Annotated in this window: 25 protein-coding genes; 15 read left to right on the plus strand and 10 right to left on the minus strand. The window is 73.7% G+C overall.

What is annotated here, in order from left to right; genetic code table 11:
• Positions 1-4: 4 nt before the first annotated feature.
• The 4 genes from ACLJPY_RS05650 to ACLJPY_RS05665 form a co-directional block, all read right to left on the minus strand.
• Positions 5-2,029, minus strand: a complete 2,025-nt coding sequence (locus ACLJPY_RS05650; RefSeq protein WP_410586940.1) for a CocE/NonD family hydrolase — start codon at positions 2,027-2,029, stop codon at positions 5-7.
• Between the two features lie 21 nt (positions 2,030-2,050).
• Positions 2,051-3,235 (minus strand): zinc-dependent alcohol dehydrogenase, encoded by a 1,185-nt coding sequence (locus tag ACLJPY_RS05655; RefSeq protein WP_410586941.1) that lies wholly within the window; start codon positions 3,233-3,235, stop codon positions 2,051-2,053.
• 73 nt (positions 3,236-3,308) lie between these two features.
• Positions 3,309-4,304 carry an anion permease gene (locus tag ACLJPY_RS05660; protein WP_410586942.1) on the minus strand — a complete coding sequence of 332 codons (996 nt, stop codon included), beginning with the start codon at positions 4,302-4,304 and terminating at the stop codon, positions 3,309-3,311.
• Positions 4,305-4,919 carry a DUF47 domain-containing protein gene (locus ACLJPY_RS05665; RefSeq protein WP_410586943.1) on the minus strand — a complete coding sequence of 205 codons (615 nt, stop codon included), beginning with the start codon at positions 4,917-4,919 and terminating at the stop codon, positions 4,305-4,307.
• Between the two features lie 93 nt (positions 4,920-5,012).
• Here ACLJPY_RS05665 and ACLJPY_RS05670 point away from each other — a divergent pair, with 93 nt between their 5' ends.
• Together ACLJPY_RS05670 and ACLJPY_RS05675 are read left to right on the plus strand one after the other, a co-directional pair.
• Entirely contained in the window at positions 5,013-5,954 is a 942-nt protein-coding gene (locus ACLJPY_RS05670) for a glycosyltransferase (protein ID WP_410586944.1), read from the plus strand.
• Positions 5,955-5,977: 23 nt separating this feature from the next.
• On the plus strand, positions 5,978-7,186 hold the full coding sequence (locus ACLJPY_RS05675) for a glycosyltransferase family 4 protein (protein ID WP_410586945.1): 1,209 nt from the start codon (positions 5,978-5,980) through the stop codon (positions 7,184-7,186).
• Positions 7,187-7,410: 224 nt separating this feature from the next.
• Here ACLJPY_RS05675 and ACLJPY_RS05680 read toward each other — a convergent pair whose 3' ends face one another.
• The 3 genes from ACLJPY_RS05680 to ACLJPY_RS05690 are packed head-to-tail and all read right to left on the minus strand — an operon-like array spanning position 7,411 to position 10,000.
• Positions 7,411-8,301 carry a glycosyltransferase family 2 protein gene (locus ACLJPY_RS05680; RefSeq protein ID WP_410586946.1) on the minus strand — a complete coding sequence of 297 codons (891 nt, stop codon included), beginning with the start codon at positions 8,299-8,301 and terminating at the stop codon, positions 7,411-7,413.
• The gene (locus tag ACLJPY_RS05685) at positions 8,280-9,146 is read right to left on the minus strand and encodes a glycosyltransferase family 2 protein (RefSeq protein WP_410586947.1); all 867 of its coding nucleotides are present in this window, start codon (positions 9,144-9,146) and stop codon (positions 8,280-8,282) included. The genes ACLJPY_RS05680 and ACLJPY_RS05685 overlap by 22 nt, the downstream gene beginning before the upstream one ends.
• A complete protein-coding gene (locus tag ACLJPY_RS05690; protein ID WP_410586948.1) occupies positions 9,143-10,000 on the minus strand; it encodes a polysaccharide pyruvyl transferase family protein in 858 nt (285 codons plus the stop codon). The genes ACLJPY_RS05685 and ACLJPY_RS05690 overlap by 4 nt, the downstream gene beginning before the upstream one ends.
• A 73-nt stretch (positions 10,001-10,073) precedes the next feature.
• On the opposite strand from ACLJPY_RS05690, the gene ACLJPY_RS05695 reads away from it, so the two are divergent.
• The 9 genes from ACLJPY_RS05695 (at position 10,074) to ACLJPY_RS05735 (ending at position 18,582) form a co-directional block, all read left to right on the plus strand.
• Positions 10,074-11,039 (plus strand): UDP-glucuronic acid decarboxylase family protein, encoded by a 966-nt coding sequence (locus ACLJPY_RS05695; protein ID WP_410586949.1) that lies wholly within the window; start codon positions 10,074-10,076, stop codon positions 11,037-11,039.
• A 112-nt stretch (positions 11,040-11,151) separates the two neighbouring features.
• Positions 11,152-12,825, plus strand: coding sequence for a carbamoyltransferase (locus ACLJPY_RS05700; RefSeq protein ID WP_410586950.1), 1,674 nt, complete (start codon positions 11,152-11,154; stop codon positions 12,823-12,825).
• Positions 12,825-13,385, plus strand: a complete 561-nt coding sequence (locus ACLJPY_RS05705; RefSeq protein WP_410587012.1) for an SIS domain-containing protein — start codon at positions 12,825-12,827, stop codon at positions 13,383-13,385. Before ACLJPY_RS05700 ends, ACLJPY_RS05705 begins: the two co-directional genes overlap by 1 nt.
• Complete coding sequence (locus ACLJPY_RS05710; protein WP_410586951.1) at positions 13,382-14,749, plus strand: PfkB family carbohydrate kinase; 1,368 nt, start codon at positions 13,382-13,384, stop codon at positions 14,747-14,749. Before ACLJPY_RS05705 ends, ACLJPY_RS05710 begins: the two co-directional genes overlap by 4 nt.
• Positions 14,750-14,775: 26 nt before the next feature.
• On the plus strand, positions 14,776-15,462 hold the full coding sequence (locus tag ACLJPY_RS05715; protein ID WP_410586952.1) for an SDR family oxidoreductase: 687 nt from the start codon (positions 14,776-14,778) through the stop codon (positions 15,460-15,462).
• Positions 15,453-16,403, plus strand: coding sequence for a glycosyltransferase family 9 protein (locus ACLJPY_RS05720; protein WP_410586953.1), 951 nt, complete (start codon positions 15,453-15,455; stop codon positions 16,401-16,403). The genes ACLJPY_RS05715 and ACLJPY_RS05720 overlap by 10 nt, the downstream gene beginning before the upstream one ends.
• The gene (locus tag ACLJPY_RS05725) at positions 16,396-17,706 is read left to right on the plus strand and encodes a UDP-glucose dehydrogenase family protein (protein ID WP_410586954.1); all 1,311 of its coding nucleotides are present in this window, start codon (positions 16,396-16,398) and stop codon (positions 17,704-17,706) included. The genes ACLJPY_RS05720 and ACLJPY_RS05725 overlap by 8 nt, the downstream gene beginning before the upstream one ends.
• The gene (locus tag ACLJPY_RS05730; RefSeq protein WP_410586955.1) at positions 17,703-18,308 is read left to right on the plus strand and encodes a flavodoxin family protein; all 606 of its coding nucleotides are present in this window, start codon (positions 17,703-17,705) and stop codon (positions 18,306-18,308) included. The genes ACLJPY_RS05725 and ACLJPY_RS05730 overlap by 4 nt, the downstream gene beginning before the upstream one ends.
• A 94-nt stretch (positions 18,309-18,402) precedes the next feature.
• The gene (locus ACLJPY_RS05735; RefSeq protein WP_410586956.1) at positions 18,403-18,582 is read left to right on the plus strand and encodes a hypothetical protein; all 180 of its coding nucleotides are present in this window, start codon (positions 18,403-18,405) and stop codon (positions 18,580-18,582) included.
• Positions 18,583-18,585: 3 nt separating this feature from the next.
• On the opposite strand, the gene ACLJPY_RS05740 is transcribed toward ACLJPY_RS05735, so the two are convergent.
• Positions 18,586-19,893 carry an FUSC family protein gene (locus ACLJPY_RS05740; protein WP_410586957.1) on the minus strand — a complete coding sequence of 436 codons (1,308 nt, stop codon included), beginning with the start codon at positions 19,891-19,893 and terminating at the stop codon, positions 18,586-18,588.
• Entirely contained in the window at positions 19,890-21,239 is a 1,350-nt protein-coding gene (locus tag ACLJPY_RS05745) for an aldehyde dehydrogenase family protein (RefSeq protein ID WP_410586958.1), read from the minus strand. The genes ACLJPY_RS05740 and ACLJPY_RS05745 overlap by 4 nt, the downstream gene beginning before the upstream one ends.
• 90 nt (positions 21,240-21,329) lie before the next feature.
• On the opposite strand from ACLJPY_RS05745, the gene ACLJPY_RS05750 reads away from it, so the two are divergent.
• Together ACLJPY_RS05750 and ACLJPY_RS05755 are read left to right on the plus strand one after the other, a co-directional pair.
• On the plus strand, positions 21,330-22,808 hold the full coding sequence (locus tag ACLJPY_RS05750) for an HAD-IIIA family hydrolase (protein ID WP_410586959.1): 1,479 nt from the start codon (positions 21,330-21,332) through the stop codon (positions 22,806-22,808).
• Positions 22,805-23,845: a glycosyltransferase family 9 protein gene (locus ACLJPY_RS05755; protein ID WP_410586960.1), complete on the plus strand. Its 1,041-nt coding sequence runs from the start codon at positions 22,805-22,807 to the stop codon at positions 23,843-23,845. The genes ACLJPY_RS05750 and ACLJPY_RS05755 overlap by 4 nt, the downstream gene beginning before the upstream one ends.
• A gap of 34 nt (positions 23,846-23,879) precedes the next feature.
• Here ACLJPY_RS05755 and ACLJPY_RS05760 read toward each other — a convergent pair whose 3' ends face one another.
• Positions 23,880-24,068, minus strand: coding sequence for a DUF2795 domain-containing protein (locus ACLJPY_RS05760; protein ID WP_410586961.1), 189 nt, complete (start codon positions 24,066-24,068; stop codon positions 23,880-23,882).
• 264 nt (positions 24,069-24,332) lie between these two features.
• On the opposite strand from ACLJPY_RS05760, the gene ACLJPY_RS05765 reads away from it, so the two are divergent.
• Both ACLJPY_RS05765 and ACLJPY_RS05770 read left to right on the plus strand, forming a co-directional pair.
• A complete protein-coding gene (locus ACLJPY_RS05765) occupies positions 24,333-25,157 on the plus strand; it encodes an SDR family oxidoreductase (RefSeq protein WP_410586962.1) in 825 nt (274 codons plus the stop codon).
• A gap of 151 nt (positions 25,158-25,308) precedes the next feature.
• Positions 25,309-25,752 carry a DUF4383 domain-containing protein gene (locus ACLJPY_RS05770; protein ID WP_410586963.1) on the plus strand — a complete coding sequence of 148 codons (444 nt, stop codon included), beginning with the start codon at positions 25,309-25,311 and terminating at the stop codon, positions 25,750-25,752.
• Positions 25,753-25,801 lie beyond the last annotated feature (49 nt).

The following is a 25,801-nucleotide window of genomic DNA, read 5'->3' on the forward strand; positions in this document are numbered from 1 at the left end:
AAACTCAGACCAGGTCACGCGGAATCCGCTCGTGCCAGTTGCGGGACACGATCCGCCGCGCCCCCTCGTAGGCGTCGAGCTGGGCGTCGACGACGAACTCCGTTCCGGTGCACGACACCCGGGTCCGGGTCTCGCTGCGCGCCACCCAGTCACCGCGGGCGAAGGTCACCACCCACTCGGTCTCCGCGACCGGTGAGCAGAAGTCGTCGGCGACCCAGCGGTAGCGCTCGCGGACGTCCCGGCTGATCTCCAGGTCCGCTTCCTCGAAGCGCCGGGTGCCGTCGTCCTTCACGACCTCCAGCTCGGACTCGTACCCGACGAGGTCACGCGACACGCGCCAGCGCTGCTCTCCCGGCACGACCTGGGTGACCGGGGTCGGCGGTGCCCCTTCGGGTTCGCCGAACGGCTCCCGCGGCAGCTCGTCCGGCTCGGCGACCGGGCGCACCGGGAGCTCCAGCGCACTGTGTCCGGTGTGGACAGTCAGCAGCACGGGCTCCGGCGGCGGCCACGCCAGCGGCCAGTACGAAGTGGAGATCGACAGCCGGATCCGGTGCCCCGCCGGGAAAGCCTGGGCCGCGGTGTTCATTTCGATCTCGACGCCGCAGCGCTCACAGGGCACCATCGGCGCCGGCTCGTCGTGGCCGTCGCGGTGGGTCAGGTTCAACAGCCCGTACGTGACGCGGGTGGCCCGCCCGTCCGGCGCGACGTCGGAGAGGCGCACCGCGACCATCGCCACCGGCCGGTCGGCCGAAACCTCGAGCCGCACCTTCGGTGCGCCGAGGATCTCGCAGCGTTCGGTGAGCACGTCGGAGTCGAACACGAGCGATCCGCCGTCCTCCTCGCGCTGGTCGTAGGGCAGGTCCGGCGGGGCGCTGTAGGACGCCCACTTCCCGGCGAACTGCCCGACGGACAACGGCGACGACCACGTCAGCGCCTCGTCGCCGAAGCTCTCCCCCGGCCGGCCGAGGCGGTGCCGGGCGAGCGGCAGGACGGCCGGCTCGACGTGCGGCGAGGGCCAGGTGGCCTCCCCGACCCAGCGGCCCGGCCGGTCTTCGTAGGACGTCGACGGCGGTACGCTCTCCTGCATCCACGTGCACAGCATCGGCCCGTCCATGACGCCGTTCTCGTCCCCGCGCAGCCAGTGGTCCCACCACTTGACGACTTCCTGCAGGTAGCCGACGGCCGGCCCCGGCTCGCCGAGGTGCGGGTACTTGTGCGACCACGGTCCGATCAGCCCCCGCCGCGGCACGTCGAGGTGGGCCAGCAGCCGGGTCACGGCGTTGGAGTAGCCGTCCGCCCAGCCGCTGGAGGCGAACACGGGAACCTGGACGTCGCTGTAGTTCTCGGACACCGAAGCGTGCCGCCAGTAGCCGTCGCGGCGCTGGTGACCGAGCCAGTTGCCGATCCACAGGCTGCAGCCGTCCAGACGCTCCCGCCACATTTCGCGCCACCGCTCGCCGACGACGGCCGGGTCCGGCGGCAGTGTCGCGTAGGAGAACATCGTGCCGGATTCGGCGACGTTGTCCGACAGCAGGCAGCCGCCCATGTAGTGCATGTCGTCGGCGAAGCGGTCGTCGGTGAAGGACGAGATCACGATCGCACGCAGGCTCGGCGGTTTCCGCGCCGCGACCTGCAGCGCGGCGAACGCACCCCAGGAGATCCCCATCATCCCCGTGTCGCCGGTGCACCACGGCTGAGCCGCGATCCATTCGAGGACTTCCTCGGCGTCGAGCTGCTCGCGTTCGAGGTACTCGTCTTCCAGGACGCCTTCGGACTCGCCGGTGCCACGGATGTCCACGCGCACGCAGGCGTACCCGTGCCCGGCGAGGTAGGGGTGGTGGATGGAGTCGCGCGGCGCCGTGAGGTCCCGCTTGCGGTAGGGGATGTACTCGAGGATCGCCGGCACCGGGCCGGTGTCCGACGAGACCGGCCGCCAGATGCGGGCGGACAGCACGGTCCCGTCGGACACCGGGATCCGGACGTGGTCTTCCTCGGTGATTTCGTGCGGCAGCGAGGTGACGGCTCGCAAGAGTCGGTTCCCTCCCCGGGGTTACGGCTGCAGCAGGATCTTCTGGGCGCCGTCCAGCTTCTTCTGGAAGATCTCGTACGCGCGCGGCGCGTCTTCCAGCGGCAGCTTGTGGGTGGCGAAGCCCTCGACACCGAGCGGGTCGCCGTCGGCGCTGAGCACCGGCATGATGTCGTCGAGCCAGTGCCGGACGTTCGCCTGGCCCATCCGCAGCTGGACCTGCTTGTCGAACAGCTCCATCATCGGGATCGGGTCGACCATCCCGCCGTAGACGCCCGACAGCGAGATCGTGCCGCCGCGGCGGACGCTGTCGATGGCGGCGTAGAGCACGCTGAGCCGGTCGATCCCGGCCTTCTCGGTGATCTTCTCGCCCAGCGGCTGCGGCAGCAGCCCGACGAGGGTGTGCGCGAGCTTGCCGACCGGGGCGCCGTGCGCCTCCATGCCGACGGCGTCGATCACCGAGTCCGCACCGCGGCCGTTCGTCAGCTGGCGGATGGACTCGCCGATTTCCTTGTGGTCACGCGTGTCGAGCGCGGTGGCGCCGTGTTCGCGGGCCCGGGCGAGGCGCTCGGGCACCAGGTCGACGCCGATCACCTGGCCGGCACCGCGGTGCCGCGCGATCCGGCAGCACATCTGCCCGATCGGCCCGAGGCCGAAGACGACGACCGTGCCGCCGTCCGGGACGTTCGCGTACTCGACGGCCTGCCAGGCGGTCGGGACGACGTCGGAGAGGTAGACGAACCGCTCGTCCGGCGGGCCGTCCGGGACCTTGATCGGGCCGTAGTGCGCCTGCGGCACGCGCAGGAACTCGGCCTGGCCGCCGGGGACCTGGCCGTAGAGCTTCGTGTAGCCCAACAGCGCCGCGCCCTTGCCCTGCTCGCGGACCTGGGTCGTCTCGCACTGCGACTGCAGGCCGCGCTCGCACATCCAGCAGTGGCCGCAGGAGATGTTGAACGGGATCACCACGCGGTCGCCCGGCTTGAGGTTCGTGACCTCCGGGCCGACCTCCTCGACCACACCCATCGGCTCGTGACCGAGGATGTCGCCCTCGGTCATGAACGCGCCGAGCACCTCGTAGAGGTGCAGGTCGGAGCCGCAGATCCCGGTCGAGGTGATCCGCACCACCGCGTCCGTGGCTTCCTCGATCTTCGGATCCGGCACCTCCTCGACGCGGACGTCGCGCTTGCCGTGCCAGGTCACTGCCTTCATGACTCTCCTTCTCCGCGCGGGCTGGGTCTGCGCCTCGGCTTCCCGCGGGCGGCGACGGGCAAACCCGCCCGGGTCAGGTGAGCAGATCGGCCACCAGGTACACGGCCGCCGCCACGATCGCCGCGGCCGGGAACGTCAGCACCCAGCCGAGCACGATGTCGCGCGCAATGCCCCACCGCACCGCCGACAGCCGCCGGGTCGCGCCGACGCCCATGATCGCCGCCGTGATCACGTGCGTCGTCGAGATCGGCGCTTTCACCGCGAACGCCGTCACGTACAACACCGAGGAGGCGACCGATTCCGCGACGAACCCGTGCGGCGGGTCGAGCGGGAAGACGCGCCTGCCGAGCGTGCGCATGATCCGCAGACCACCCGAATAGGTGCCCAGCGACAAGGCCGCGGCGCACAGCAGGGTCACCCACAACGGCACGGCGAACGTCGACTGCTGCCCGGCCGCCACCAGCGCCAGCACGATCACGCCCATGCCCTTCTGGGCGTCCTGCAGGCCGTGGCCGAGCGCGAGCGCCGAGGCGGAGAGGAGCTGGAACCGGCGGAACACCCGGCCGCTGCGGTGCGGGTTCGCCCGGCGCAGCAACCAGAGCGCGGCGACCATCGCGAGGTAGCCGAGGCCGAGGCCGAGCAGGGGCGAGGCCACCATCGGGATCAGCACCTTCTCGGCGATCCCGGCCCAGTGCACGGTGCTCGCGGCGGCCAGCGCGGCGCCGACCATCCCGCCGATCAGCGAGTGCGAAGACGACGACGGGAGCCCGAAGTACCAGGTGATCAGGTTCCAGGTGATCGCGCCGAACAGCGCCGCGAAGACCACGGTGAGCGCGTCCGGGCCGGCCGGGACGTCGATGATCCCCTTGGCCACCGTCGCGGCGATGCCGGTGGACAGCAGCGCGCCCGCCAGGTTCATCACCGCCGCCAGCACGAGGGCGGCGCGCAGGGTCAGCGCCCGGGTCGACACCGCGCTGGCGATGGCGTTGGCCGCGTCGTGGAAGCCGTTGGTGTAGTCGAAGACGAGCGTCAGCACGATCACGGTGACCAGGGCGGCGGTGCCCGTCACTCAGGACTCCTTGACGGCGATGGTCTGCACCACGTCGGCCAGGTGCTCGAACGCGTCGGCCGCCAGCTCGAACTGCTCGACAACCTCCTTGGTCTTCAGCACCTCGAGGGCGTCCCCGCCCGGCTCGAACAGGTGGGCCAGTACCCGCCGGTAGACGCGGTCGGCCTCGTTCTCCAGCTCGTTGATCTCGATCCAGAACGGCTCCAGGTCGCCGACCTTGGCCAGTCCCGGCATCGACGAGGCCGTCAGCTCGGCGCACCGGCAGAGCACGCGGACCAGGACGTCGGTCCCCGGCGGGAACGCGCCGATCCGGTAGAGGACGGCCAGGTCCGCCGCGGTGTCCATGAAGTCCAGTACGTCGTCGATCTTGGCCGCGAGGGCCTGGATGTCTTCGCGGTCGAACGGTGTCACGAACGAACTGTTGAGCTCCACCATGATCGTGTGCGTCAGCTCGTCGCCCTGGTGCTCGACTTCGTGCAGGCGCTTCGCGAGCGGCTCGCGCTCGGCCGGCTCGGCGGCCACGAGCTCCCTGAGCAGTGCGGTCGCGGTGACCAGGTTCTTCGCCGCGTCGGCGAGCAGGTCGAAGAACCTGGTGCCGCGGGGGGTGAACCGCATGGGTGGACGTCCCTTCGTCGCGCACGCCCGTCCGGGGCCGAGTACCCCGTCCGGCCGTACGTTTAACAGCCGATCTCCGGGAAACCAGGAGTCATGACCGATCCCGGATCCCGGCGCCTGAGAGTACTGCTCTGGCACGTGCACGGCTCGTGGACCGAGGCTTTCGTCCGCGGGCGGCACGACTACTTCCTGCCGGTGTCACCCGAGGGTGCGCCCTGGGGGCTCGGCAAGGCGGGGCGGGACTGGCCCTCCGTCACCGAGGTCCCGCTCGACCGGCTGGCCGAGGCCGAGCCCGACGTCGTCGTGCTGCAACGCCCGGAGGAGCTGGACCTGGCCGCCCGCCTCGGCGTGCCGGCCGTCTACGTGGAACACAACGCGCCCCGGCCGTACGCCGCGGCCAGCGAGCACCCGCTCGCCGGCCGGTCCGACATCACCGTCGCGCACGTGACGCACTTCAACGCGGCGATGTGGGACTGCGGCCGCGCCCCGGTGACCGTGGTGCCGCACGGCATCCCGGACCCCGGACCGCGGTACACCGGCGAGCTCGCCGCCGGCGTGTCGATGATCAACGAACCGGTGCGGCGCCGCCGCGTCACCGGCTCCGACCTGCTCGGCACGCTCGCCGAGGCGGCCCCCGTCGACGTGTTCGGCATGGGGACCGAAGAGCTCACCGAGCCCCTGCGGGGCCTGGGCGACGTCCCGGCGCCGAAGCTGCACGACGAGATCGCCCGCCGCCGCGTCTACCTGCACACGGCCCGGTGGACGTCGCTGGGACTGTCCCTTTTGGAGGCCATGCACCTGGCGATGCCGGTCGTCGTCTTCGCCTCGACCGAGGCGGTCGAGGCGGTGCCGGACGACGCGGGCGTGCTCTCCACCGACGTCTCCGTCCTGGCGCGGGGCTTCCGCGAGCTGCTGCACGAGCCGGACTTCGCCGCGCTCGCCGGCAAGAACGCCCGCGAACACGCCCTGAAGCACTACGGGCTGGACGCCTTCCTGACCGCTTGGGACCACCTCCTCGCCGAGACGGCCCGCTGACCTGTGAAGGGAACGCCTCACCGATGAAGATCGCGATGGTGTCCGAGCACGCCAACCCCCTCGCCGCGCTGGGCGAAGCCGACGCCGGCGGCCAGAACGTGCACGTCGCCGAGCTGTCGGCCGCCATGGTGCGCGCCGGCCACGACGTCACCGTCTACACGCGCCGGGAAAGCCGCGACGAGCCGAGGGAGGTGCGGACGCCGCAGGGTTACCGCGTCGTGCACGTGCCGGCCGGGCCGGCGCGCAAGGAGCCGAAGGACAACCTCCTGCCCTACATGGGCGACTTCGGCAGCTTCCTGCGCGACCAGTGGGCGATGGAGCGGCCGGACGTGGCGCACGCGCACTTCTGGATGTCCGGCCTCGCCACCTCGCTCGCGGCGAGCGCGACCGGCACCCCGGTCGCCCAGACGTTCCACGCGCTGGGGGTCGTCAAGAAGCGCTACCAGGGCGACAAGGACACCAGCCCGGCCGACCGCACCCGGCTGGAGCGGATCATCGGCCGCCAGGCCGGGCGCGTGATCGCCACCTGCTCCGACGAGGTCTTCGAGCTGTCCCGCCTCGGCGTGCCGCGGTCGCGGATCTCGATCGTGCCGTGCGGTGTCGACCTCGGCCGCTTCTCCCCCGACGGGCCGGTCGCCCGCCGCCGGCTGCCGCACCGGCTGGTCACCGTCGGCCGGCTGGTCCCGCGCAAGGGCTTCGACATCGCGATCACCGCCCTCGCCCAGCTGCCGGACACCGAGCTCGTCATCGCCGGTGGCCCGGAGCGCGGCAGGCTGTCGCAGGACCCGGAGGCCGGCCGGCTCCGGCAGCTGGCCGAGCGCCTCGGCGTCGGCGACCGCGTCCGCTGGCCCGGCCAGGTGTCCCGCGAGGCCATGCCGGCCCTGCTGCGCTCGGCCGACGCCGTGGTGTGCACGCCGTGGTACGAGCCGTTCGGCATCGTGCCGCTGGAGGCGATGGCGTGCGGCGTGCCGGTGGTGGCGGCCGCGGTGGGCGGCCTGACCGACACCGTCGTCGACGGCGTCACCGGGCTGCTGGTCCGCCCGCACCAGCCCAAGGAGCTGGCGTCCCGGGCGCGGCGGCTGATCGACGACCCGGCCCTGTGCCACGCCTACGGCACCGCGGGTCGCGACCGCGCGGTGGCCCGCTACTCGTGGGACCGCGTCGCCGCCGACACGCTGCGCGCCTACCACAAGCTGGTCCCGGAGGCCGCGGTCACCGCCGAGGCCCGCTGACCGCAGGGGTCGGTCCGCGTACCTGGGCAGTCGGCCCGCGTACCCAGAGGGTCGGCTTGCGTACCCAGAGGGTCGGTTAACCAACCGACCCTCCAGGTACGCAGGCCAACCCTTCAGGTACGCAGGCCGACCCTTCAGGTACGCAGGCCGACCCTTCAGGTACGCAGGCCGACCCTTCAGGTACGCAGGCCGACCCTTCAGGTACGCAGGCCGACCCTTGGGGGTCAGCCCACGTAGCGGCGGGCTTTCGAGGCGCGCTGGGGTGCTTCCAGCAGGCGCAAGCCGTGCTCGACGTGGTCCGGGACCACCCGGCGGTCCCGGAGCACCCACGGGAGGCCGCGGGCCACGTCCAGCAGGGCCGCCGCGGTGGCGGCGTCGCGCGGGGCCGTGCGCAGGACGTCACGGCCGCGGCGGAAGACCGCCGGCCAGGGGCGGCGCAGCAGGAGCGTCCACATCGTGTTGCGGATGCCCAGCCGGCGGCGGTGGCGCGGGTCGCGCAGCTTCGACGGGGCGTGGTGGATCACCACGTCCTCGGCCCAGCACATCCACCAGCCGCGCGCGGCGAGGTCGAGGGCGAACAGCTCCTCCTCGCCCCCGAGCCACATCCGCGTCGAAAAGCCGCCGACCTCGCGGAACGCGCTGACCCGCACCGCCGTCAGGCCCGCCATGATGCCCAGGAGCGCCGGCCCCGGGAGCCAGTCCGGCCCGGGCACCGGCGAGTCGCGCAGCTCCGGCGTGATCGGGTCCTCGGCCAGGCCCGGCTCGACCAGGCAGCGTCCGGTCACCGAGCCGAGCCCCGGGTGGGCGTCCAGCAGGTCGGCGGCGCGGGTCAGCGCGCCGGGCTGCCACGTCGTGTCGTCGTCGCAGAAGGCCACGTACGGGGTCGTCACCTCTTCGACGGCGACGTTGCGCGCCACTGCACCGAGGTTTTCCGCCAGCCGGAACAACCGGACGCCGGGGAACTCCCGGGCGACCATGTCGGCCGTGCCGTCCGCGGACCCGTTGTCCGCGACGAAGACCGGCGCGGCGTCCGGCAGCGACGTCATGTGCGCCAGGGTTTCCCGCAACTGCTCGCGGCGGTTGCAGGTGATGATCACGACCGAGATTCGCGCCATTCGGCGGTCCTTTCCAAAGTCCGGGCCTGGTGTTCGACGTGGGCGGGGAGGACGCGCCGCGAGCTCAGCGCCCGCGGCAGGCGCGGGACCGCACCGAGGACGGCGCCGGGCGCCTGCACGAGCGTCCGGGCCACCTCGCGCCGGCACACGCGGGGCGGGCGGCGCAGCACGGCGATGAGCAGCCGGTTGCGCAGTTCGGCCCGGCGGCGCCACGACGACGGCGGCCGCGACCGGGACGGGTGGTGGTGGGCCCGCAGGTGCCCGACGTAGCAGACCTCCCAGTCGCGGGCGGCCAGGTCGTAGGCGAGCAGCTGCTCTTCCGCTCCGAAGTGGAGCAGCGGGCTGAACCCGCCCACCTGTAGGTATGCCGTTCGGCGCACGATCGCGGAGCAGGCCAGGAAGCCGAGCACCAGCGGCCCCGGCGCGCCGGCCGGGTGGCCGAGCGGGCTGCGCTCCATTTCGGGGGTCACCGGGTCGTCCCGGCACTCCGGGCCGACGAGGGTCCGCGCGGCCAGCAGGCCGGTCCGCGGGTGCTCGTCGAAGATCCGCTCCGCCTCGGCCAGCGCGTCCGGCGCCCACCACGAATCGTCGTCGCTGAAGGCGATGTACGGCGTGTCGGCCGCGATGACGCCGAGGGTGCGGGCGGCGGCGCCGAGGTTCTGCGGCAGGCGGATCACGCGCACGTTCGCGTGCTGCCCGGCGACCGCGGCCGTGTCGTCCTCGGACGCGTTGTCCAGCACGACGACCGGCGGCTGCGGGTCCAAAGAGGACAGTTGACGGAGGGTGCGCGCCAGCTCGCCGGCCCGGTTGCGGGTCGCGATGACGACGGTCGTGCGCGCGCTCACCGCGCCCCCACGAGTTCGTCCACCAGCGCGTTTAGGGAGGCCGGGTGCGCGGGCGGGCGCACCGGCGCCGTCAGGCACCACTTCAGGCGGGCGTCCAGCAGCGCGGTGTCGGCCGCTTCCTCGGCGGCCACCACCGGCCAGCCCAGCGCTTCGCCCTGCGCACTCACCTTCCCGCCGCCCGCCACCGGGTCCACGGCGAGCACCGGCACCCCGGCCTTGAGCCCGAACACCAGCCCGTGCAGGCGGGTCGTCACCACCAAGTCCATTTTGGACACCAGCGCGGCGAACTGGTCCGGCGTCGCGCACCGCTGCCAGTCCTCGTGCGCGAGCCGCGTGTCCAGCGGCACTCGCGCGCAGTCCAGCCCGGCGAGCCAGGACGTCAGTGCCTCGTGGACGTCGCCGTGCCGGCCCGCGCCGCCGTATTCCGGCTGATGCGGCGCCAGGACCACGCCGAGCACCGGTGTGGGTGACACCGAGGCGCCGAGGGCCAGGTCGAGTTCGGCGGTGGCGCCGTCGTCGCGCGGGAAGACGCGGTGGAAGCCGGTGACCGCCGGGTCTTCGGCGTCCGGAACGGACACTCCCACCGCGATCCGGCGGCAGGAGGCGTACCGCTCGTGCAGCGAACGCACCTGCGGTCCGTGGACCGGGCCGCAGACGAACACCACGTGCGTGTAGTCGCCGGGGGGCGCGTCGGGCAGGTGCAGGGTGCCGGGGCGGAAGCCGGGGCTCCACGCGACCCGGTGGTCGATCCCCGCCTCCGCCAGCGCCGTTTCGGCCGCGCGCAGGCTCAGGACGTCACCCGCCGTTGCTTCCCCGTGCAGAAAACTGGCCCAACCGGTGAGCAGAACTCGCATGGTACGAGCGCTTACCCGCTCTCCCGCCCATTACACGGTTTTGCGGCCACCGGGGCCGGGTAGCCGCCACGACATGACGGATCCGGGAGTGACCAGGCAGTTCGAGCGTGCGGTGGTGACCGGCGGTGCCGGCTTCGTCGGCGCGCACCTGTGCGAGCTGCTGCTCGAAGAGGACATCGAAGTGATCGCCGTGGACAACCTCGCGACGTCCTCGGCGGACACCCTGGAGCACCTGCGCCGCCACGAGCGGTTCCGGTTCGTGCGCCACGACGTCACCCAGCCGATGCCGCTGAACTGCGAAGCCGGCGTCGTCTTCCACCTCGCGTCGGCCGCATCGCCGCGCGACTACCTGGCGCTGCCGCTGGAAACGCTGCGTGCGGGCTCGTACGGCACCGAGAACGCCCTCGAGCTGGCCCGCCGCGACGGCGCCCGGTTCGTGCTCGCCTCGACCAGCGAGGTCTACGGCGATCCCCTGGAACACCCGCAGCGGGAAGGGTACTGGGGCAACGTCAACCCGATCGGGCCGCGCAGCGTGTACGACGAAGCCAAGCGCTACGCCGAAGCGCTGACCTCGGCCTACCGGCGCGAACACGGCGTGGACACGGGCATCGCGCGGATCTTCAACACCTACGGCCCCGGCATGCGCGCCCACGACGGCCGGATGATCCCGGCCTTCCTGGACCAGGCGCTCAAGAACGAGCCGATCACCGTCACCGGCACCGGTGCGCAGACGCGGTCCATCTGCTACGTGGAGGACACCGTGCGCGGCCTGCTGGCCCTGGCGCGGTCCGGCCACCCGGGGCCGGTCAACATCGGCAACCCGTACGAACTCACCGTGCGCCAAGTGGCCCAGCGGATCAAGGACATCACCGGCTCCCGCTCCCCGATCGAACTCGTCGACGCGGTGGTCGACGACCCGCAGCGCCGCTGCCCGGACATCTCCCTCGCCCGTGACGTCCTCGGCTGGGAACCGAAGGTCGACGCCGACGACGGTCTCCGTCGCACAGCGGCGTGGTTCCGGCGAGCGCCGTCGCGCTGAGTAGCGACGCCCAGGGCTTTTGCGCGCAATCGTTTATCAACGACTTCGCCGGGTAGCGCTATAGGCGAGAGCGGGCCTCACGAGTCCGCACCGAAACGCCAGAGGCAGGTCGATGCGCATACTCGGGATCAACGCCGTCTTCCACGACCCGGCCGCAGCGCTGGTGGTGGACGGAGAGATCGTCGCCGCGGCGGAAGAAGAACGGTTCAGCCGCCGCAAGCACGGCAAGCAGGCCGTGCCGTTCTCCACGTGGGAACAGCCCGCCCAGGCCGCCGCCTGGTGCCTGGCCCAGGCGGGATTGTCCGCCGAAGACCTCGACGCCGTCGGGTATTCCTACGACCCCGCGCTGGTCGAGCCCGGGCTGGCCGGCCACGACCCGAGCGGTGAGGAGCTGCGGACGGAGTTCGCGAAGCGAGCGCCGCTGTTCCTGAAGTCCGCCTTGCCCGGGCTCGACCCGGGGATCGTCAAGTTCGTCCGCCACCACGTCGCGCACGCCGCGTCGGCCGCGCTCGCCGCGCCGTTCGGCGACTGCGCCGCGCTCGTCGCCGACGGCCGCGGCGAAAGCACGTCCTACCTGGCCGGGGAGTACCGCGACGGGCGGTTCAAGGAGCTGGCGGCCCAGAAGCTGCCGCACTCGCTCGGCCTGCTCTACGAAGACCTCACCGAGCACCTCGGCTTCGCCCGGTCCAGCGACGAGTACAAGGTCATGGCGCTGGCCTCCTACGGCAAGCCGGAGTTCCTCGACGAACTCTGCGAACACGTGCACGTCACCGGGGACGGCGGGTTCCGCGCCGCCGGTGTCGACCTGGCTTCGCTGGCCCCGCGGCGCGAAGCCGGCGAGGAGCTCACCCGGCGTCACGCGGATCTCGCGGCCAGTGTCCAGAAAGTCCTCGAAGACATCCTGCTGGAGCTGACGGACTGGCTGCACGACGCCACCGGCCAGCGCGACCTGGCGCTCGCGGGCGGGATCGCGCTCAACTGCGTGGCCAACACGCGGCTGCACGCCGAAGGCCCGTTCGACCGGATCTGGGTGCAACCGGCCGCCGGCGACGCGGGCACCGCGCTCGGCGCGGCGCTGCAGCTGGCCGCCGAAGCCGGGGAACGCGGTGCGCCGATGGGCGACGCCGGTCTCGGTCGCGGGTGGACCGACGACGAACTCGAAGAAATCCTCGACAAGGCGAAGCTGCCGTACGAACGACCCGACGACCTCGCCGAGACCGTCGCCGAAGCGCTGGCGAACGACGAAGTCATCGCGTGGTTCCAAGGCCGGGCCGAGTTCGGGCCGCGGGCCCTCGGGCACCGGTCGCTGCTGGCCCACCCCGGCCGCAAGGCGAACCTCGAGCGCCTCAACGACGTCAAGGGCCGCGAGCAGTTCCGCCCGGTGGCGCCGATGGTGCGGGCCGAGCGGGCGGCCGAGATCTTCACCCGCGGCCCGCTGCCCAGCCCGTACATGCTGTTCGTGCACGACGTCGCCGAAGCCTGGCGTGACCGCATCCCGGCCGTCACGCACGTCGACGGCACCGCCCGCGTGCAGACCGTCGAGGAGCGCGAAAACCCGGTGCTGGCCCGGATGCTCGCCGCCTTCGAGCGGCGGACCGGCCTGCCCGTCGTCATCAACACCAGCCTCAACACCGCGGGCCGCCCGATGGTCGACTCGCCCCGAGACGCGTTGGAGTGCTTCGGCTCGGCCCCGATCGACCTGCTCGCGCTGGGACCGTTCGTGCTCCGGCGTGCCCGCCCCACCCGGACCGGCGCGGCGTCGCCGGAGGAGAAGGAGGTGCCGTGATGGAAGCCCATCTCGCCGCGTTGGCCGAAGCCGCCAGCCGGACCCGCGAATCCGCCCCCAAGATAACCGCGTGGGGCCGGCACCTCGCCGGGGTGTTCGAGGCCGGCGGCCGATTGCTCGCCTGCGGCAACGGCGGCAGCGCCGCCGAAGCGCAGCACCTGACCGGCGAGCTCGTCGGCCGCTACCGCCACGAACGGCAGCCGCTTTCGGCCATCGCCCTGCACGCGGACACCTCCGCGACCACGGCCATCGTCAACGACTACGGCGACCACGAGGTCTTCGCCCGCCAGGTGCGTGCGCACGGGCGTCCGGGCGACGTCCTCGTCTGCCTGTCCACCAGCGGGTCCAGCCAGAACGTCGTCGCCGCGGCCAAGGCCGCGCACGAGCTGGGCGTGACGACGTGGGCGCTGACCGGCCCCGCTCCCAACCCGCTCGCCGCCCTGTGCGACGACGCCGTGACGGTCGAAGCGCCCACCGTCGCGACCGTGCAGGAGATGCACCTGGCGCTGGTGCACGGCCTCTGCGCGGCGCTCGACGACGCGCTCGGGGTGACCGCGTGAAGCCGCTGGTCGTCCTGGGCGACACGCTGCTGGACGTCGACGCCGAAGGCACCGCCGAACGGCTGTGCCCCGAGGCGCCGGTGCCGGTGGTCGACCTGACGACCCGGCGGCGACGCCCCGGCGGGGCCGGCCTGGCCGCGCTGCTGGCGGCGCGATCGGCAGCCGAAGTCGTCCTGGTCACGCCGATCGGCGACGACGAGGGCGGCCACGCGCTCACCGGCTTGCTGGAGCCGGACGTCACCGTGCTGCCGCTGCCCCTGCGCGGCACCACGGTGTGCAAGACCCGCGTCCGCGCGGGCGGGCAGTCCTTGCTGCGCCTGGATTCCGGCGACGGCACGGCGACCGCCGACCCGCTGCCCGCCCGGGTGCACGAAGTGCTGGAAGAGGCCGGCGCGATCCTCGTGGCCGACTACGGGCGCGGCCTGACGCGCAACGCCGACGTCCGGCGGCTGCTGCGGGAGGTGGCCGAGCGGATCCCGGTCGTGTGGGACCCGCACCCCCGCGGCGCGCAGCCGGTGCCCGGCACCCGGCTCGTCACCCCGAACCTCGCCGAAGCGCGCGCGGTACTGGCCGGGCACGACGAACCGGCCGAGCTCGCCAAGCTGCTGCGCGGGCACTGGCACGCCGACGCGGTCGCGGTGACCGTCGGCGCCCGGGGCGCCGTGCTTTCCGACGGCCTCGGCGAGACGACCGTCCCGATCCCCGCGGCGGCCCGGACGCCGGGCCACACCGCGCCCGACACCTGCGGTGCGGGCGACCGGTTCGCCGCCGCGGCGACCGCCGCCCTGCTCGGCGGCGCGGACACCACCGAAGCCGTGGTGACGGCGGTCGAGGCGGCCGCCCGGTTCGTCGCCGCGGGCGGTGCGACCGCGTTGTCCACGAACGACGGCCCGGTGCCCGATCCGCAGCCGGCGACCGATGCCTTCGGCCTGGCCGACCGGATCCGCGAGACCGGCGGCCGCCTGATCGCCACCGGCGGCTGCTTCGACCTGCTGCACCCCGGGCACGTCAGCCTGCTGCGGCAGGCCCGCGCCCTCGGCGACGCCCTCGTCGTCTGCCTCAATTCCGACGCTTCGGTGCGGGCCCTCAAGGGGCCCGGCCGACCGCTCGTCCGGGACCGCGACCGCGCCCGGCTCCTCACCGCTCTGTCCTTCGTGGACGCCGTCGCCGTCTTCGACGAGCCGTCACCCACCGCCGTCCTGGCGAAGCTGCGCCCGGACGTCTGGGTCAAGGGCGGCGACTACGCGGAAGCGGACCTGCCCGAACGGGAGGTGGTCGAGCGGCACGGCGGTGAAGTCGTGCTCGTCCCGACCGTGCCCGGCTACTCGACGTCCCGCCTGGTCGCCGCGGCGGCCAGTGCTTGACCCCTCCGAACTTTCGAAGGAGTGCGATGCGACCCCTCGGCAACGTCCTGATCACCGGTGGCGCGTCCGGACTCGGCGCCGCCACCGTCGACGCCGTCCGCAAAGCGGGCGGTACCCCGTACGTCCTCGACCGCGTCCGGCCGCAGGACCCGGCCGAATACGTGGAAGCCGACCTGACCGACACCGCCGCCACCGAGGCGGCGGTGCGCGAACTCGCCGACCGCGCGGGCGGCCTGGACGGCGTCTTCACCGCCGCCGGCACCGACGCCTGCGGGCCACTCGGCGAAGTGTCCACACAGGACTGGGAACGGGTGGTGAAGGTGAACCTGTTCGGCACGGCCGCGGTGATCCGCGCCGCGCTCCCCTACCTGGAACGCTCGCACGGCACCGTCGTCACCGTGGCCTCCACCCTCGGCATCAAGGCGGTCAGCGACGCGACCGCCTACTGCGCCTCGAAGTTCGGCGTCGTCGGCTTCACCCGGGCGCTCGCCGCCGAGCTGGCCGGGCGCGTCGGTGTCACGCTGCTCATCCCCGGCGGGATGTGGACGCACTTCTTCGACGACCGCACCGACCAGTACAAGCCGCCGCCGGACGCGAAGCTCAACCAGCCCGAGCACGTCGCGAACACCGTGGTGTTCGCGCTGCAGCAGCCGCCGGGCGCCGAGGTCCGCGAACTGGTCGTGTGCGCCTCCGAGGAGGGGTCGTGGCCGTGAGTGCCGCGATCCTCGTGCTGCGCGCGCTCGGCGTCGGGGACCTGCTGACGGCCGTCCCCGCGCTGCGCGCCCTGCGGACGGCGTACCCGGGCGACCGGCTGGTGCTGGCCGCGCCCGAGCAGCTGCGCGATCTGGTGGAGCTCATCGACGCCGTCGACGAGCTCCTGCCGACGCCCGCGCTCGGGGAGCTCACCTGGCCGGGCGCGCCGCCGCGGCTCGCGGTGAACCTGCACGGCCGCGGCCCGGAGAGCGTCCACGACCTGCTGGCCACCGACCCCGCCGAGCTGCTGACCCACCGCCACCCTGACTTCCCCGACGTGGCCGGGCTCGAGTGGCGCGACGACGTGCACGAGGTCGACCGCTGGTGCCGGCTCGTCGAGTACCACCACCTGGAGGCCGACCGCTCGGACCTGCACCTGCCCGTGCCGCCCGGCCCGAGCCCGGCGCCGGACGCCGTCGTGGTGCACCCGGGCGCGGCGTTCCCGGCCCGGCGCTGGCCGCCCGAGCGGTTCGCGACCGTGGTGCGGGACCTGGCCGCGTCCGGGCACCGCGTCGTGCTCACCGGCAGCGCCGCCGAACGGGATCTGGCGGCCTCGATCGCCGAAGCGGCCGGGCTCGGCGAGGACGCCGTGCTGGCCGGGCGCACCGGATTGGCGGAACTGGCCGCGCTGGTGGCCGGGGCGGCGCTCGTCGTCTGCGGCGACACCGGCGTCGGGCACCTCGCGACGGCGTTCGGCACGCCGTCGGTGCTGCTGTTCGGCCCGACGCCGCCCCGGCTGTGGGGCCCGCCGCCGTCGGCGCGGCAGCACGTGGTGCTGTGGGCCGGCAACGTCGGCGACCCGCACGGCGAAGAGCCCGACGGCGGGCTCCTGCTGCTCGGCGAAGAGCGCGTGCTCGCCGCGACGCGATCGGCCTTCGAAATGCGGGTGGCGCATGGCTGAGCACATCGGGATCGTCGGCGCGGGCTACGTCGGGCTGACCAGTGCCGCCTGCTTCGCCCGGCTCGGGCACCGGGTCACCTGCGTGGACGCCGACGAGTCCAAAGTGGACGAGCTGAACCGGGGGGTGGTGGCCATCGCCGAACCCGCGCTGGCCGACCTCGTCGGCCAGGCCCTCGGCGACCGGACGCTCACCTTCACCACCGCCCAGGCGGAGCTCTACGGCGCGGACCTCGTCTTCCTGTGCCTGCCCACGCCGCCCGGCGAGGACGGGCGCCCCGACCTCGGCGTGCTCGAGCAGGTCGTGCCGCAGCTCGGGCGGCTGCTGCGGCCCGGCTGCGTGGTGGTCACCAAGTCCACGGTGCCGGTCGGCACCGCGGCGCGGCTGCCCCGCCTGCTCGGCCGCGACGACCTGCCGGTGGTGGCCAACCCGGAGTTCCTCCGCGAAAGCCACGCCGTCGAGGACTTCCTGCACCCGGACCGGGTGGTCGTCGGCACCGACCCGGCGGATTCGCCGGCGGCGCAGCGGGTCGCGCGGCTGTACGAGCCGACCGGCGCCCCGGTGGTGGCGACCGACTCGGCCAGCGCCGAACTGGCGAAGTACGCGAGCAACGCGTTCCTCGCCGTGAAACTGTCCTACGTGAACGTCCTCGCCGAACTGTGCGAGCGGTTCGGTGCGGACGTCCGCGAGGTCTCGCGCACGATGGGCCTCGACGCGCGGATCGGGCCGGAGTTCCTCGCGCCCGGCCCCGGCTGGGGCGGTTCGTGCCTGCCGAAGGACACCTCGGCCCTGCTGCACGCGGCCGAGTCGGCGGGCGTCGACTTCGGCATCCTGCGCGACGCGGTCCGGGTCAACGCCCGCCAGCGCGCCCGCGTGGTGCGGGCCGTGCGGCAGGCCGTCACCGGCTCGCCCGCCGGGTCGCTGGCCGGGGCCCGCATCGGCCTGCTGGGCCTGGCCTTCAAGGCGGGGACCGGCGACCTGCGCGACTCCCCCGCGCTCGCCGTGGCGGCGGAGCTCGCCCGCGCGGGTGCCGAGCTGACCGCGCACGACCCCGCCGTCGCGTGCGTGCCCGGGACGAGCCCGGTCCAGGTCGTCGACGACCCGTACCTGGTGGCCAAGGACGCCGCCGCGATCGTCGTGCTGACCGAGTGGCCCGAGTTCCGCGACCTCGACTGGGCCCGGCTGGCCGCGTCCGCCGACCGGGCGGTCGTCGTCGACACGCGCAACCTGCTCGATCCCGACGCCCTCGCCGAAGCGGGGTTCGCCCACATCGGCGTCGGCACCCAATCCCGGAGGCAGTCATGACCCTGCGCGTCCTCGCGCTGACCTGCACGCTCAAGCCCTCGCCGGCGAAGTCGAGCAGCGACCTGATCGCGCGTCAGCTGCTCGACCTCTTCGCCGAACGCGGCGCGACCGCCGAGCTGGTGCGGGTGGTCGACCACGACGTCCGCCCGGGCGTCGAGGCCGACATGGGCAACGGGGACGCGTGGCCGGACATCCGGCGGAAGATCGCCGCCGCCGACGTGCTGCTGATCGCCACCCCGACCTGGGTCGGCCACATGTCGAGCGTCGCCCAGCGCGTCCTGGAACGACTCGACGCCGAGCTGTCCGAAACCGACTCCGAAGGCCGCCCGGCGATGTTCGGCAAGGTCGGCGTGGCCGCGGTCGTCGGCAACGAAGACGGCGCCCACAAGATCATCGCGGACCTGTTCCAGGCGCTGAACGACGTCGGCTTCACGGTGCCGGCGCAGGGCGCGACCTACTGGAACGGCGAAGCGATGCAAGGTGGCGACTACCAGGACCTCGACGAGACGCCCGAGGCCGTGGCCTCGACGAACGCGACCCTGGTCCGCAACGCCGTCCACCTGGCCAACCTGCTCCGGGAGCAGCAGTACCCGGCCCAGTGACTAGTCCGTTCGAGTGACATCACTGCGCCAGACGAGTGTGGCCCACGCCACGGGGTAGTCGGTCGGCACCTTCGAACCTCGTCAGGGGGCTCCCATGCCGAACCGAGTCGTGATCAGCCGCGACAGCAAGCCCATCCCGTGCGAGGAGTGCGGCCTGCCGGCGTTGCACGTCGCGCGGCTGGTGTCCGGCGACGGCGCTCTGCTGGGCCAGACGCTGGTGTGCACCGCGTGCCGCCGGCACCGTTCGGAAGCCGCAGCGATCGCGGTGCCGTAGTCCTCACCGCTTTTCCAGCTGCTCCAGCAGCAGCCGGGCGGGCAGCGTCATCGTGCCGAGGCCGAGCCGGGCCGGGACGCCGTCCTCCTCGGCGGTCACCAGCCGCGTTTCGAGCTTTTCCAGCAGGGCCCGGCACTCGTCCAGTTCGACGGGCTCGCCGGCCACCGCCACCGCCTGCACGGCCCCGGCCAGGTGGTGCACCAGGTCGGCCAGCGCCTCGCGCGCGTCCGGCCAGGGGTACTCGAACGGGTGCTCGCGGCCGCGGGCCGTCGTCCGCACCGCCGCGATCAGCGGCGAGACGGCGGGCCAGAGCCCGATGAGCGTCCGAAGCGGACGTTCGTGGTGGGCCCCGGCGGCCGGGCGCCCGCGGCGGAGGTTCAGCATCCGCCCTTCCCGCGTCAGGCCGACGGCCTCCTCGGCGGCCAGCACCTGGCTGCGGGTGTCCTGTTCCTGGGACAGCAGGTCGTCGAGGTCGTCCGGCGGCTCGTCGCGCCGGATCACGTCGGACAGCGACTCGAGGAGCTCGGCCAACGCCTTCCCGAGCCGCCCGGCGGCCGCGGCGAGCCGTTCGCCGTAGAGCGGCGGGAAGATCAGCGTGTTGACCGCGACACCGATCGCCGCACCCAGCGCCGTTTCCAGGAGGCGGTCACCGAGCAGGACCGGTTCGCGGGCGGTGCCGTAGGAGATCACGAGCATGCCGGTGACACCGACCCAGACGCCGGCCTCGCCGAAGCGCCGCCAGCTGCCGGCGAGCAGGCCCACGAAGACGACACCGGCCAGCGCGACGGCCTGCCACGGGATGAGCTGCCCGGCAACGGCGGCGAGCAGCACCCCCGAAGCCACCGAGCCGACCTGCTGGAGCCACCCCCGCAGCGACCGGTAGACGGTGGCTTCGACGAGGAAGACGGCGGCGTAGGGAGCGAGGAAGGGTTGCGGGAGCCGGAGGACGAGGGTGGCGAGCAACCAGGCGACGGTCGCGGCGAGGGTGGCTTTGGCGCTCTGGACGAGAACCCGCCGTTCCCGCCCGGGCACGCGGACGGCGCGCGCGATCCAGCCGAACGGGGTGCGGTCGCTGCGTTCTTCTTCGGTGGAGGAAGGGTCGAGAGGCCGCGGCCGCAGCAGGCGGGCGAACCGACCTGCCGAAGCACCGTCCTGCCCATCCCCCGCCGCCGACCCGCCGCCGGACCGCGCGGTCTCGCTTTCGGCCCGGCGCTCCGGCGCACTCTCCTCGGAGAGCGCCCCGGAGCGCCGATCGGCTTCCCCCGGCGCACCCGGCCGGGGCTCACCCCGTCTCCGCTGCCCTTCACTCATGCGGGCGGGGCGATGTGCACGAGCTTCGTCTGCGTCATCTCGTCGAGCAGCTCCGGCCCGTAGCCGTACCCGTTGCCGCTGCGGCCGCGGGGGTGCGCCGCCCCGCCTGGGGCGCCGCCGAACACGTTGTTCACCTTCACCGTGCCCGCCGGCAGCTCGCGCCACGCCCGCTGGGCGTGCGCCATCGAAGCCGTCAGCACCGTCGCGGCCAGCCCGTATTCGCCCTTCGCCGCTTCGGCGAGCCCCTCGTCGAAGCTCTCCACCACCCGGACCGGCGCCACCGGGCCGAACGTCTCCTCGGTCATCACCCGCAGGTCGGGCGCGCAGTCGGTGAGCACCGTCGCCGGGTAGTGCGCGCCCGGGCCGTCCGGGATGGCGCCGCCCGTCAACAGCCGGGCCCCGCGGGAGAGCGCGTCCGCCACGTGGGCGTGCACGTGCTCGCGGTGCCGCCGGTCCACCAGCGGGGCCAGCGTCCGCGACTCGGCCTCCTTCACCAGCGCGGCCAGGAACGGCTCGGCGACCGCGGAACACACGTAGATCCGTTCGACGGCCACGCAGATCTGCCCCGAGTTGGCGAACGCACCCAGCGCCGCCTGGCCGGCCGCCCACGCCGGGTCGACGTCCTCGTCGACCACCAGCGGGTCGTTGCCGCCGTTCTCCAGCAACGTCTTCGCCCCGGTCGCGGCGGCGCTCGCGGCGATCGACCGGCCGGTGGCCGTGCTGCCGACGTGGGCGATGACGTCGACGCCCGAGTGCATCGCGAGGATCGCGCCGACGCCGCCGTCGCCGTGCAGGGTCTGCAGCACCCCCTCCGGGAAGACGTCGCCGAGCAGTTCACCGAGCAACTGGCCGGTGTGCGGCGCGCGCTCGCTCGGCTTGTGCACCACCGTGTTGCCGGTCGCCAGTGCGGCCCCCAACAGACCGCAGGCGACCGCAACCGGGTCGTTCCACGGCGTGAGCGCCACGACGACACCGTGCGGTTCGGGCACCATCAGGTCCGTCGCGCCGACGTTCCCGAGCAGGCTGCGGCCGCGGTGGACCGGCCCGAGTTCGGCGTACTGGGCCAGCGTGCCGGCCCCGGCGAGGACACCGCCGAGGGCTTCCTCCCGCGGCTTGCCCGTTTCCGCTTCGTTCGCCTTCGCCAGCTCGTCGGCGTTAGCCCGCAGCCGTTCGGCGGCGGTGTGCAACAGCGCTCCGCGTTCGGCGGCCGGGGTCCGGGCCCACTGCGTCCGGGTCCGGCGGGCCAGCGCGAGCGCGGCGTCGATCTCGTCTTCGCCCGCGGTCGGCACAGTGCCCACCACGCTGCCGTCGGCCGGGTTCCGGATTTCGATCGTCCCCGCGGTCATCCGCACCTCCTTCTCGTCGCCCGGCGGTTACCCGGGTGCGGCCGCTTCGACACGCCGTTTGCCCGCCACCGCCCCGGGTACCCGGTTCCGGTGACTGCTTCGCTCGACTACACCGTGGTGATCCCCACGACGGGCCGGGAGACGCTTCGGCCACTGCTCGACACCCTGCTCCGCGGGCCGGACCCGCGGCCGGCGGAGGTCCTCGTCGTCGACGACCGCCCCGGCGGGTCCGATCTGGACGTCCCCGATGGCGTCCGCGTCCTCCGCTCCGGCGGGCGCGGCCCCGCGGCGGCGCGGAACCTCGGCTGGCGCACCGCGAAGAGCGAGTGGATCGCCTTCGTCGACGACGACGTCGTGCTGGCCCCCGACTGGGCGCGGCAGCTCGAGCGCGATCTCGGCTCGCTGCCGCCGGAAGTGGCTGCCTCCCAGGGCCGGATCACCGTCCCGCTGCCTGGCGACCGGCGGCCCGCGGACGACGAGCGCGGCACGGCGGGCCTCGAAAACGCGCGGTGGATCACCGCCGACATGGCGTACCGCCGCAGCGCGCTCGTCGAAGCGGGCGGCTTCGACGAACGGTTCCCCCGTGCCTTCCGCGAAGACTCCGACCTCGCGCTGCGCGTCGCCGAAGCCGGCCACCGGATCGACCAGGGCGAACGGCTGACCACCCACCCCGCCCGGCGGGCCGGGTTCTTCTACAGCCTCAAGGCCCAGCGCGGCAACGCCGACAACGCGTTGATGCGCGCCAAGCACGGCGTGCTCTGGCGGCAGCGCACCGGCGCCGGGCCCGGCAGGCTCGGCCTGCACGCACTGTCCACAGTGGCCGGTCTGGCCGCGCTCGCGCTGCCGCTGCTGCGCCGGCGCGGCAAGGCGCTGCTCGCGGCCGGCGTGTGGGCCGGGCTGACGGCGGAGTTCGCCACCCGCCGGATCGTGCCGGGCCCACGGACGCCCGGCGAGGTGGCGCGCATGGTCGTCACCAGCGCCCTGATCCCGCCGGCCGCCTGCTACCACCGGCTGCGCGGGGAGATCGCGGCCCGCCGGCCCCGCCCGCCGGTGGCGGTGCTGTTCGACCGCGACGACACGCTGATCGTCGACGTCCCGTACCTGAACGACCCGGACGGCGTCCGCCCGGTGCCCGGCGCGGTCGAGCTCGTCCGCGGGCTGCGGGAGCGCGGGATCCCGGTCGGCGTGGTGAGCAACCAGTCCGGTGTCGCGAAAGGACTGATCACGCCGGAGCAGCTCGACGCGGTCAACGCCCGCGTCCAAGAGCTCTTCGGCCCGTTCGGCACCTGGCAGGTCTGCGTCCACGACGACGGCGACGGCTGCGCGTGCCGCAAACCGGCCCCGGGCATGGTGCTCAGGGCCGCCGGGGAACTCGGCGTCGATCCCGCGTCCTGCGTGGTCATCGGCGACACCGGCGCCGACGTCGACGCCGCGCTCGCGGCCGGCGCACGCGCGGTGCTGGTGCCGACGCACCGCACCCTCGAGCCGGAGATCGCGCGGGCCCGCCGGCACGCCGCCGTCGCCCGGGACCTGTCCGAAGCCCTGCGCCTCGCCGGGGTCGCCGGATGACCCGGGTGCTCGTCGCCCGCCAGGACAACCTCGGCGACGTCCTGCTCGCCGGACCCTGCGTCCGCGCGGTCGCCGCGTCCGGGGCGGAGGTGACGCTGCTGACCGGGCCGCACGGCCGGGCCGCGGGCGAGCTCCTGCCGGGCGTGAGCGGCCTGCTCACCTGGACCGCGCCCTGGATCGACCCCGAGCCGCCGCCGGTGACCGCCGAGGACACCGGCGAATTCGTGGCGCGGATCCGTTCGCAGGCGTTCGACCGGGCGTTGATCCTGACGTCGTTCCACCAGTCCCCGTTGCCGCTGGCCCTGCTGCTGCGCCAAGCCGGCGTGCCGTGGATCGGGGCGATCTCGGAGGACTACCCGGGCAGCCTGCTCGACCTGCGCCACCGCGTCGACGGCGATCCGCCGGAGCCGGTCCGCATGCTGTCGCTCGCCGAGGCGGCCGGGTTCCCGCTGCCGCCGGACGACCACGGCGCCCTGGCGCTGCGGCGCCCATTGCCGGACGTCGGCCGGCTGACCGGCGGCGGCGCCTACGTCGTGGTGCACCCCGCGGCGTCGGTGCCGGCCCGTCAGCCGTCGGCCGCGTGGACCCGCGAGACGGTACGGGCACTCGCCGCGGACGGGCACCGGGTGCTCGTGACCGGCGCGCCCGCGGAACGCGCGCTGACCCAGGAGGTGGCCGGGACGACCGCGGTCGACCTCGGCGGCCGGACGTCACTGGCGGAACTGGCGGCGGTGCTGTCCGGCGCGCAGGTCGTGGTGGCGCCCAACACGGGCCCGGCCCACCTGGCGGCGGCCGCGGGCACGCCGGTGGTGTCGCTGTTCGCACCGGTCGTGCCCCAGGAGCGGTGGGCGCCCTACGGCGTCCCCACGGTGGTGCTCGGCGACCAGCAGGCGCCCTGCCGCGCCACGCGCGCGCGGGTCTGCCCGGTTCCGGGCCACCCGTGCCTCGACACGATCGACCCGGCCGACGTCTGCCGCGCGGTGACGGCCCTCGCGCAGCCCCTCGCGGTGGCACCCGAGAGCGCGACGGCGCGTTAGGCCCGGGCGGAAGCCGCCCGGGCCACCGCGCAGGTCAGCCGCCGATCTCCTTGCTGACGCCGCTCGGGCCCTCGTAGGTGCGGTCCGGCAGGCCGCGCACGACGTCCAAAGTGTCCGAGTCGGCGCCGTTCTTTTCGGCCGCCTGCACCAGATCGTCACGGCTCGCCGGGTAGTCGACACCGGAGAGGTACTTCTGCAGTTCGATCGGGTTCGGCTTGCTCACGGGAGTGCTCCTTCCGTTCGGGGAACGCCGCGGTTACCCGGCCCGGCCGCCGGCACACGCTCAGGACGGCACGGGCTCCTCCCCCGCCGGGTGAAGCCGGCGGACCGCGGCGTCCTGGCAGATCCCGGTGGCGCTCAGCGTGCCGTCGGGCAGCAGCTCTTCGGCGGGCAGCGTCGTTTCTTCACCGCGTGGACCGGCAGCGGCGGCGGTCGCGTTTAGTCCCCGGAGCGGGTGGTAGCCGCCCCGGAACGAAAGGAGAAGCCCGTGTCGCTCCCGGCGCCTTTGCCCGCCGAAGCCGCTTCGCCGCGGCGCGCCGTCGTCACCGGCGCCGACTCCGGCATCGGCCGCGCGGTCGCGGCCGCCCTCGCCGGCGGCGGTCTCGACGTCGGCATCACCTACCACTCCGACGCCGAAGGCGCGGCGGAAACCGCCGCCGAGGCCCGGTCGCACGGGGTCACCGCGCACGTCCGGCAGCTCGACCTGACCGAGCTGCCCGGCGCCGCCGACGTCATCGACGCGTTCGCCGAAGACCTCGGCGGGATCGACGTCCTGGTCAACTGCTCCGGCACCGGCAGCAGCGAGCTCGCCGTAGACCTGGACTACCAGAAGTGGCGCCAGGTCATCGACGTCGACCTCGACGGCGTCTTCCTGCTTTCGCAACGGGCCGCGCGATACATGATCGACGCCGGGCGCGGCGGCCGGATCATCACCATCACCAGCGTCCACGAGCACGTCCCGCGGGTCGGTGCCGCGCCCTACTGCGCCGCGAAGGCCGGCGCGGGCGCGCTGACCCAGGTGCTCGCCCTGGAACTGGCCCAGCACGGCATCACCGTCAACTCGGTCGCGCCCGGGGAGATTTCGACGCCGATGACGGGCCAGGCCGACGCCGACCCGCGCGAGCAGGACCGGCCCGGCATCCCGCTCGGCCGCCCCGGCCACGCCGCCGAAGTAGCGGCCGCGGTCGCTTTCCTGGCGACCCCGGCGGCGGGCTACATCACCGGCACGTCGCTCGTCGTCGACGGCGGGCTCCTGCTGATGGGCGCGCAACACGGGACCGCCTACCGCGAGCACGACTGGCGTTCCCCTTGAGACCAGGGGCCCGCGTCCGGCTGCAGGGACCGGCGCGGACCCCGGCCGTGGGCCGGACGGCGGAACCCCCAGCCCGTCGTCCGGCCCCTTCCACTTGTCCGTTTTCCGCACGCGTGGCGGGGTATCCGGCCGCGGAGGGAAGGAGACCCCCATGTCGTCCGCCGAAAACCGCCCCCGGGCGGGAGCGTCCTGGCTCCGGCCGGTCGTCGCCGTCCTCGGGCTGCTGTACCTCGTCCTGGGCATCGCCGGGTTCCTGACACCGGAGACCGCCGCGGTCGGCCACGAGACGAGCCGGGCCGTCTGGATCTTCAGCGTGACCCCGCTGCTCAACCTCGTCCACACCGCCGTCGGGGTGCTCGGGCTGCTCGCCGCGACCCGCCGCGCGGGCGCGATCATCTACTGCTGGGTGGTCTTCGTCGGCTTCACCGGGATGACCGCCTACGGCATCCTCGCCACCGCGATCGTCAACCCCGAGGACCCGATCAACCTGAACTGGGCGGACAACTGGCTGCACGGCCTGACCGCGGCGGCCGCGCTGGCGCTCGGGATCGCCGGGGCCCGAGCGGTCAACCGCCGGGCCGCGCGCGCCCGCTGAGCCCGGCCGTTTCGCCGCCGGGACACCGGGTAGCCGGTGCCGAGGAGGT

Source organism: Amycolatopsis sp. lyj-23, from assembly GCF_046549135.1.
Taxonomy (GTDB): domain Bacteria; phylum Actinomycetota; class Actinomycetes; order Mycobacteriales; family Pseudonocardiaceae; genus Amycolatopsis.

Coding starts and splice junctions, on each gene's coding strand:
- ACLJPY_RS05745 (WP_410586958.1), bottom strand. CDS start 21,239: ATGACCGCGGGGACGATCGAAATCCGGAACCCGGCCGACGGCAGCGTG.
- ACLJPY_RS05735 (WP_410586956.1), top strand. CDS start 18,403: ATGCCGAACCGAGTCGTGATCAGCCGCGACAGCAAGCCCATCCCGTGC.
- ACLJPY_RS05725 (WP_410586954.1), top strand. CDS start 16,396: ATGGCTGAGCACATCGGGATCGTCGGCGCGGGCTACGTCGGGCTGACC.
- ACLJPY_RS05670 (WP_410586944.1), top strand. CDS start 5,013: ATGACCGATCCCGGATCCCGGCGCCTGAGAGTACTGCTCTGGCACGTG.
- ACLJPY_RS05730 (WP_410586955.1), top strand. CDS start 17,703: ATGACCCTGCGCGTCCTCGCGCTGACCTGCACGCTCAAGCCCTCGCCG.
- ACLJPY_RS05755 (WP_410586960.1), top strand. CDS start 22,805: ATGACCCGGGTGCTCGTCGCCCGCCAGGACAACCTCGGCGACGTCCTG.
- ACLJPY_RS05655 (WP_410586941.1), bottom strand. CDS start 3,235: ATGAAGGCAGTGACCTGGCACGGCAAGCGCGACGTCCGCGTCGAGGAG.
- ACLJPY_RS05665 (WP_410586943.1), bottom strand. CDS start 4,919: ATGCGGTTCACCCCCCGCGGCACCAGGTTCTTCGACCTGCTCGCCGAC.
- ACLJPY_RS05700 (WP_410586950.1), top strand. CDS start 11,152: ATGCGCATACTCGGGATCAACGCCGTCTTCCACGACCCGGCCGCAGCG.
- ACLJPY_RS05675 (WP_410586945.1), top strand. CDS start 5,978: ATGAAGATCGCGATGGTGTCCGAGCACGCCAACCCCCTCGCCGCGCTG.
- ACLJPY_RS05695 (WP_410586949.1), top strand. CDS start 10,074: ATGACGGATCCGGGAGTGACCAGGCAGTTCGAGCGTGCGGTGGTGACC.
- ACLJPY_RS05680 (WP_410586946.1), bottom strand. CDS start 8,301: ATGGCGCGAATCTCGGTCGTGATCATCACCTGCAACCGCCGCGAGCAG.
- ACLJPY_RS05715 (WP_410586952.1), top strand. CDS start 14,776: ATGCGACCCCTCGGCAACGTCCTGATCACCGGTGGCGCGTCCGGACTC.
- ACLJPY_RS05690 (WP_410586948.1), bottom strand. CDS start 10,000: ATGCGAGTTCTGCTCACCGGTTGGGCCAGTTTTCTGCACGGGGAAGCA.
- ACLJPY_RS05705 (WP_410587012.1), top strand. CDS start 12,825: ATGGAAGCCCATCTCGCCGCGTTGGCCGAAGCCGCCAGCCGGACCCGC.
- ACLJPY_RS05740 (WP_410586957.1), bottom strand. CDS start 19,893: ATGAGTGAAGGGCAGCGGAGACGGGGTGAGCCCCGGCCGGGTGCGCCG.
- ACLJPY_RS05770 (WP_410586963.1), top strand. CDS start 25,309: ATGTCGTCCGCCGAAAACCGCCCCCGGGCGGGAGCGTCCTGGCTCCGG.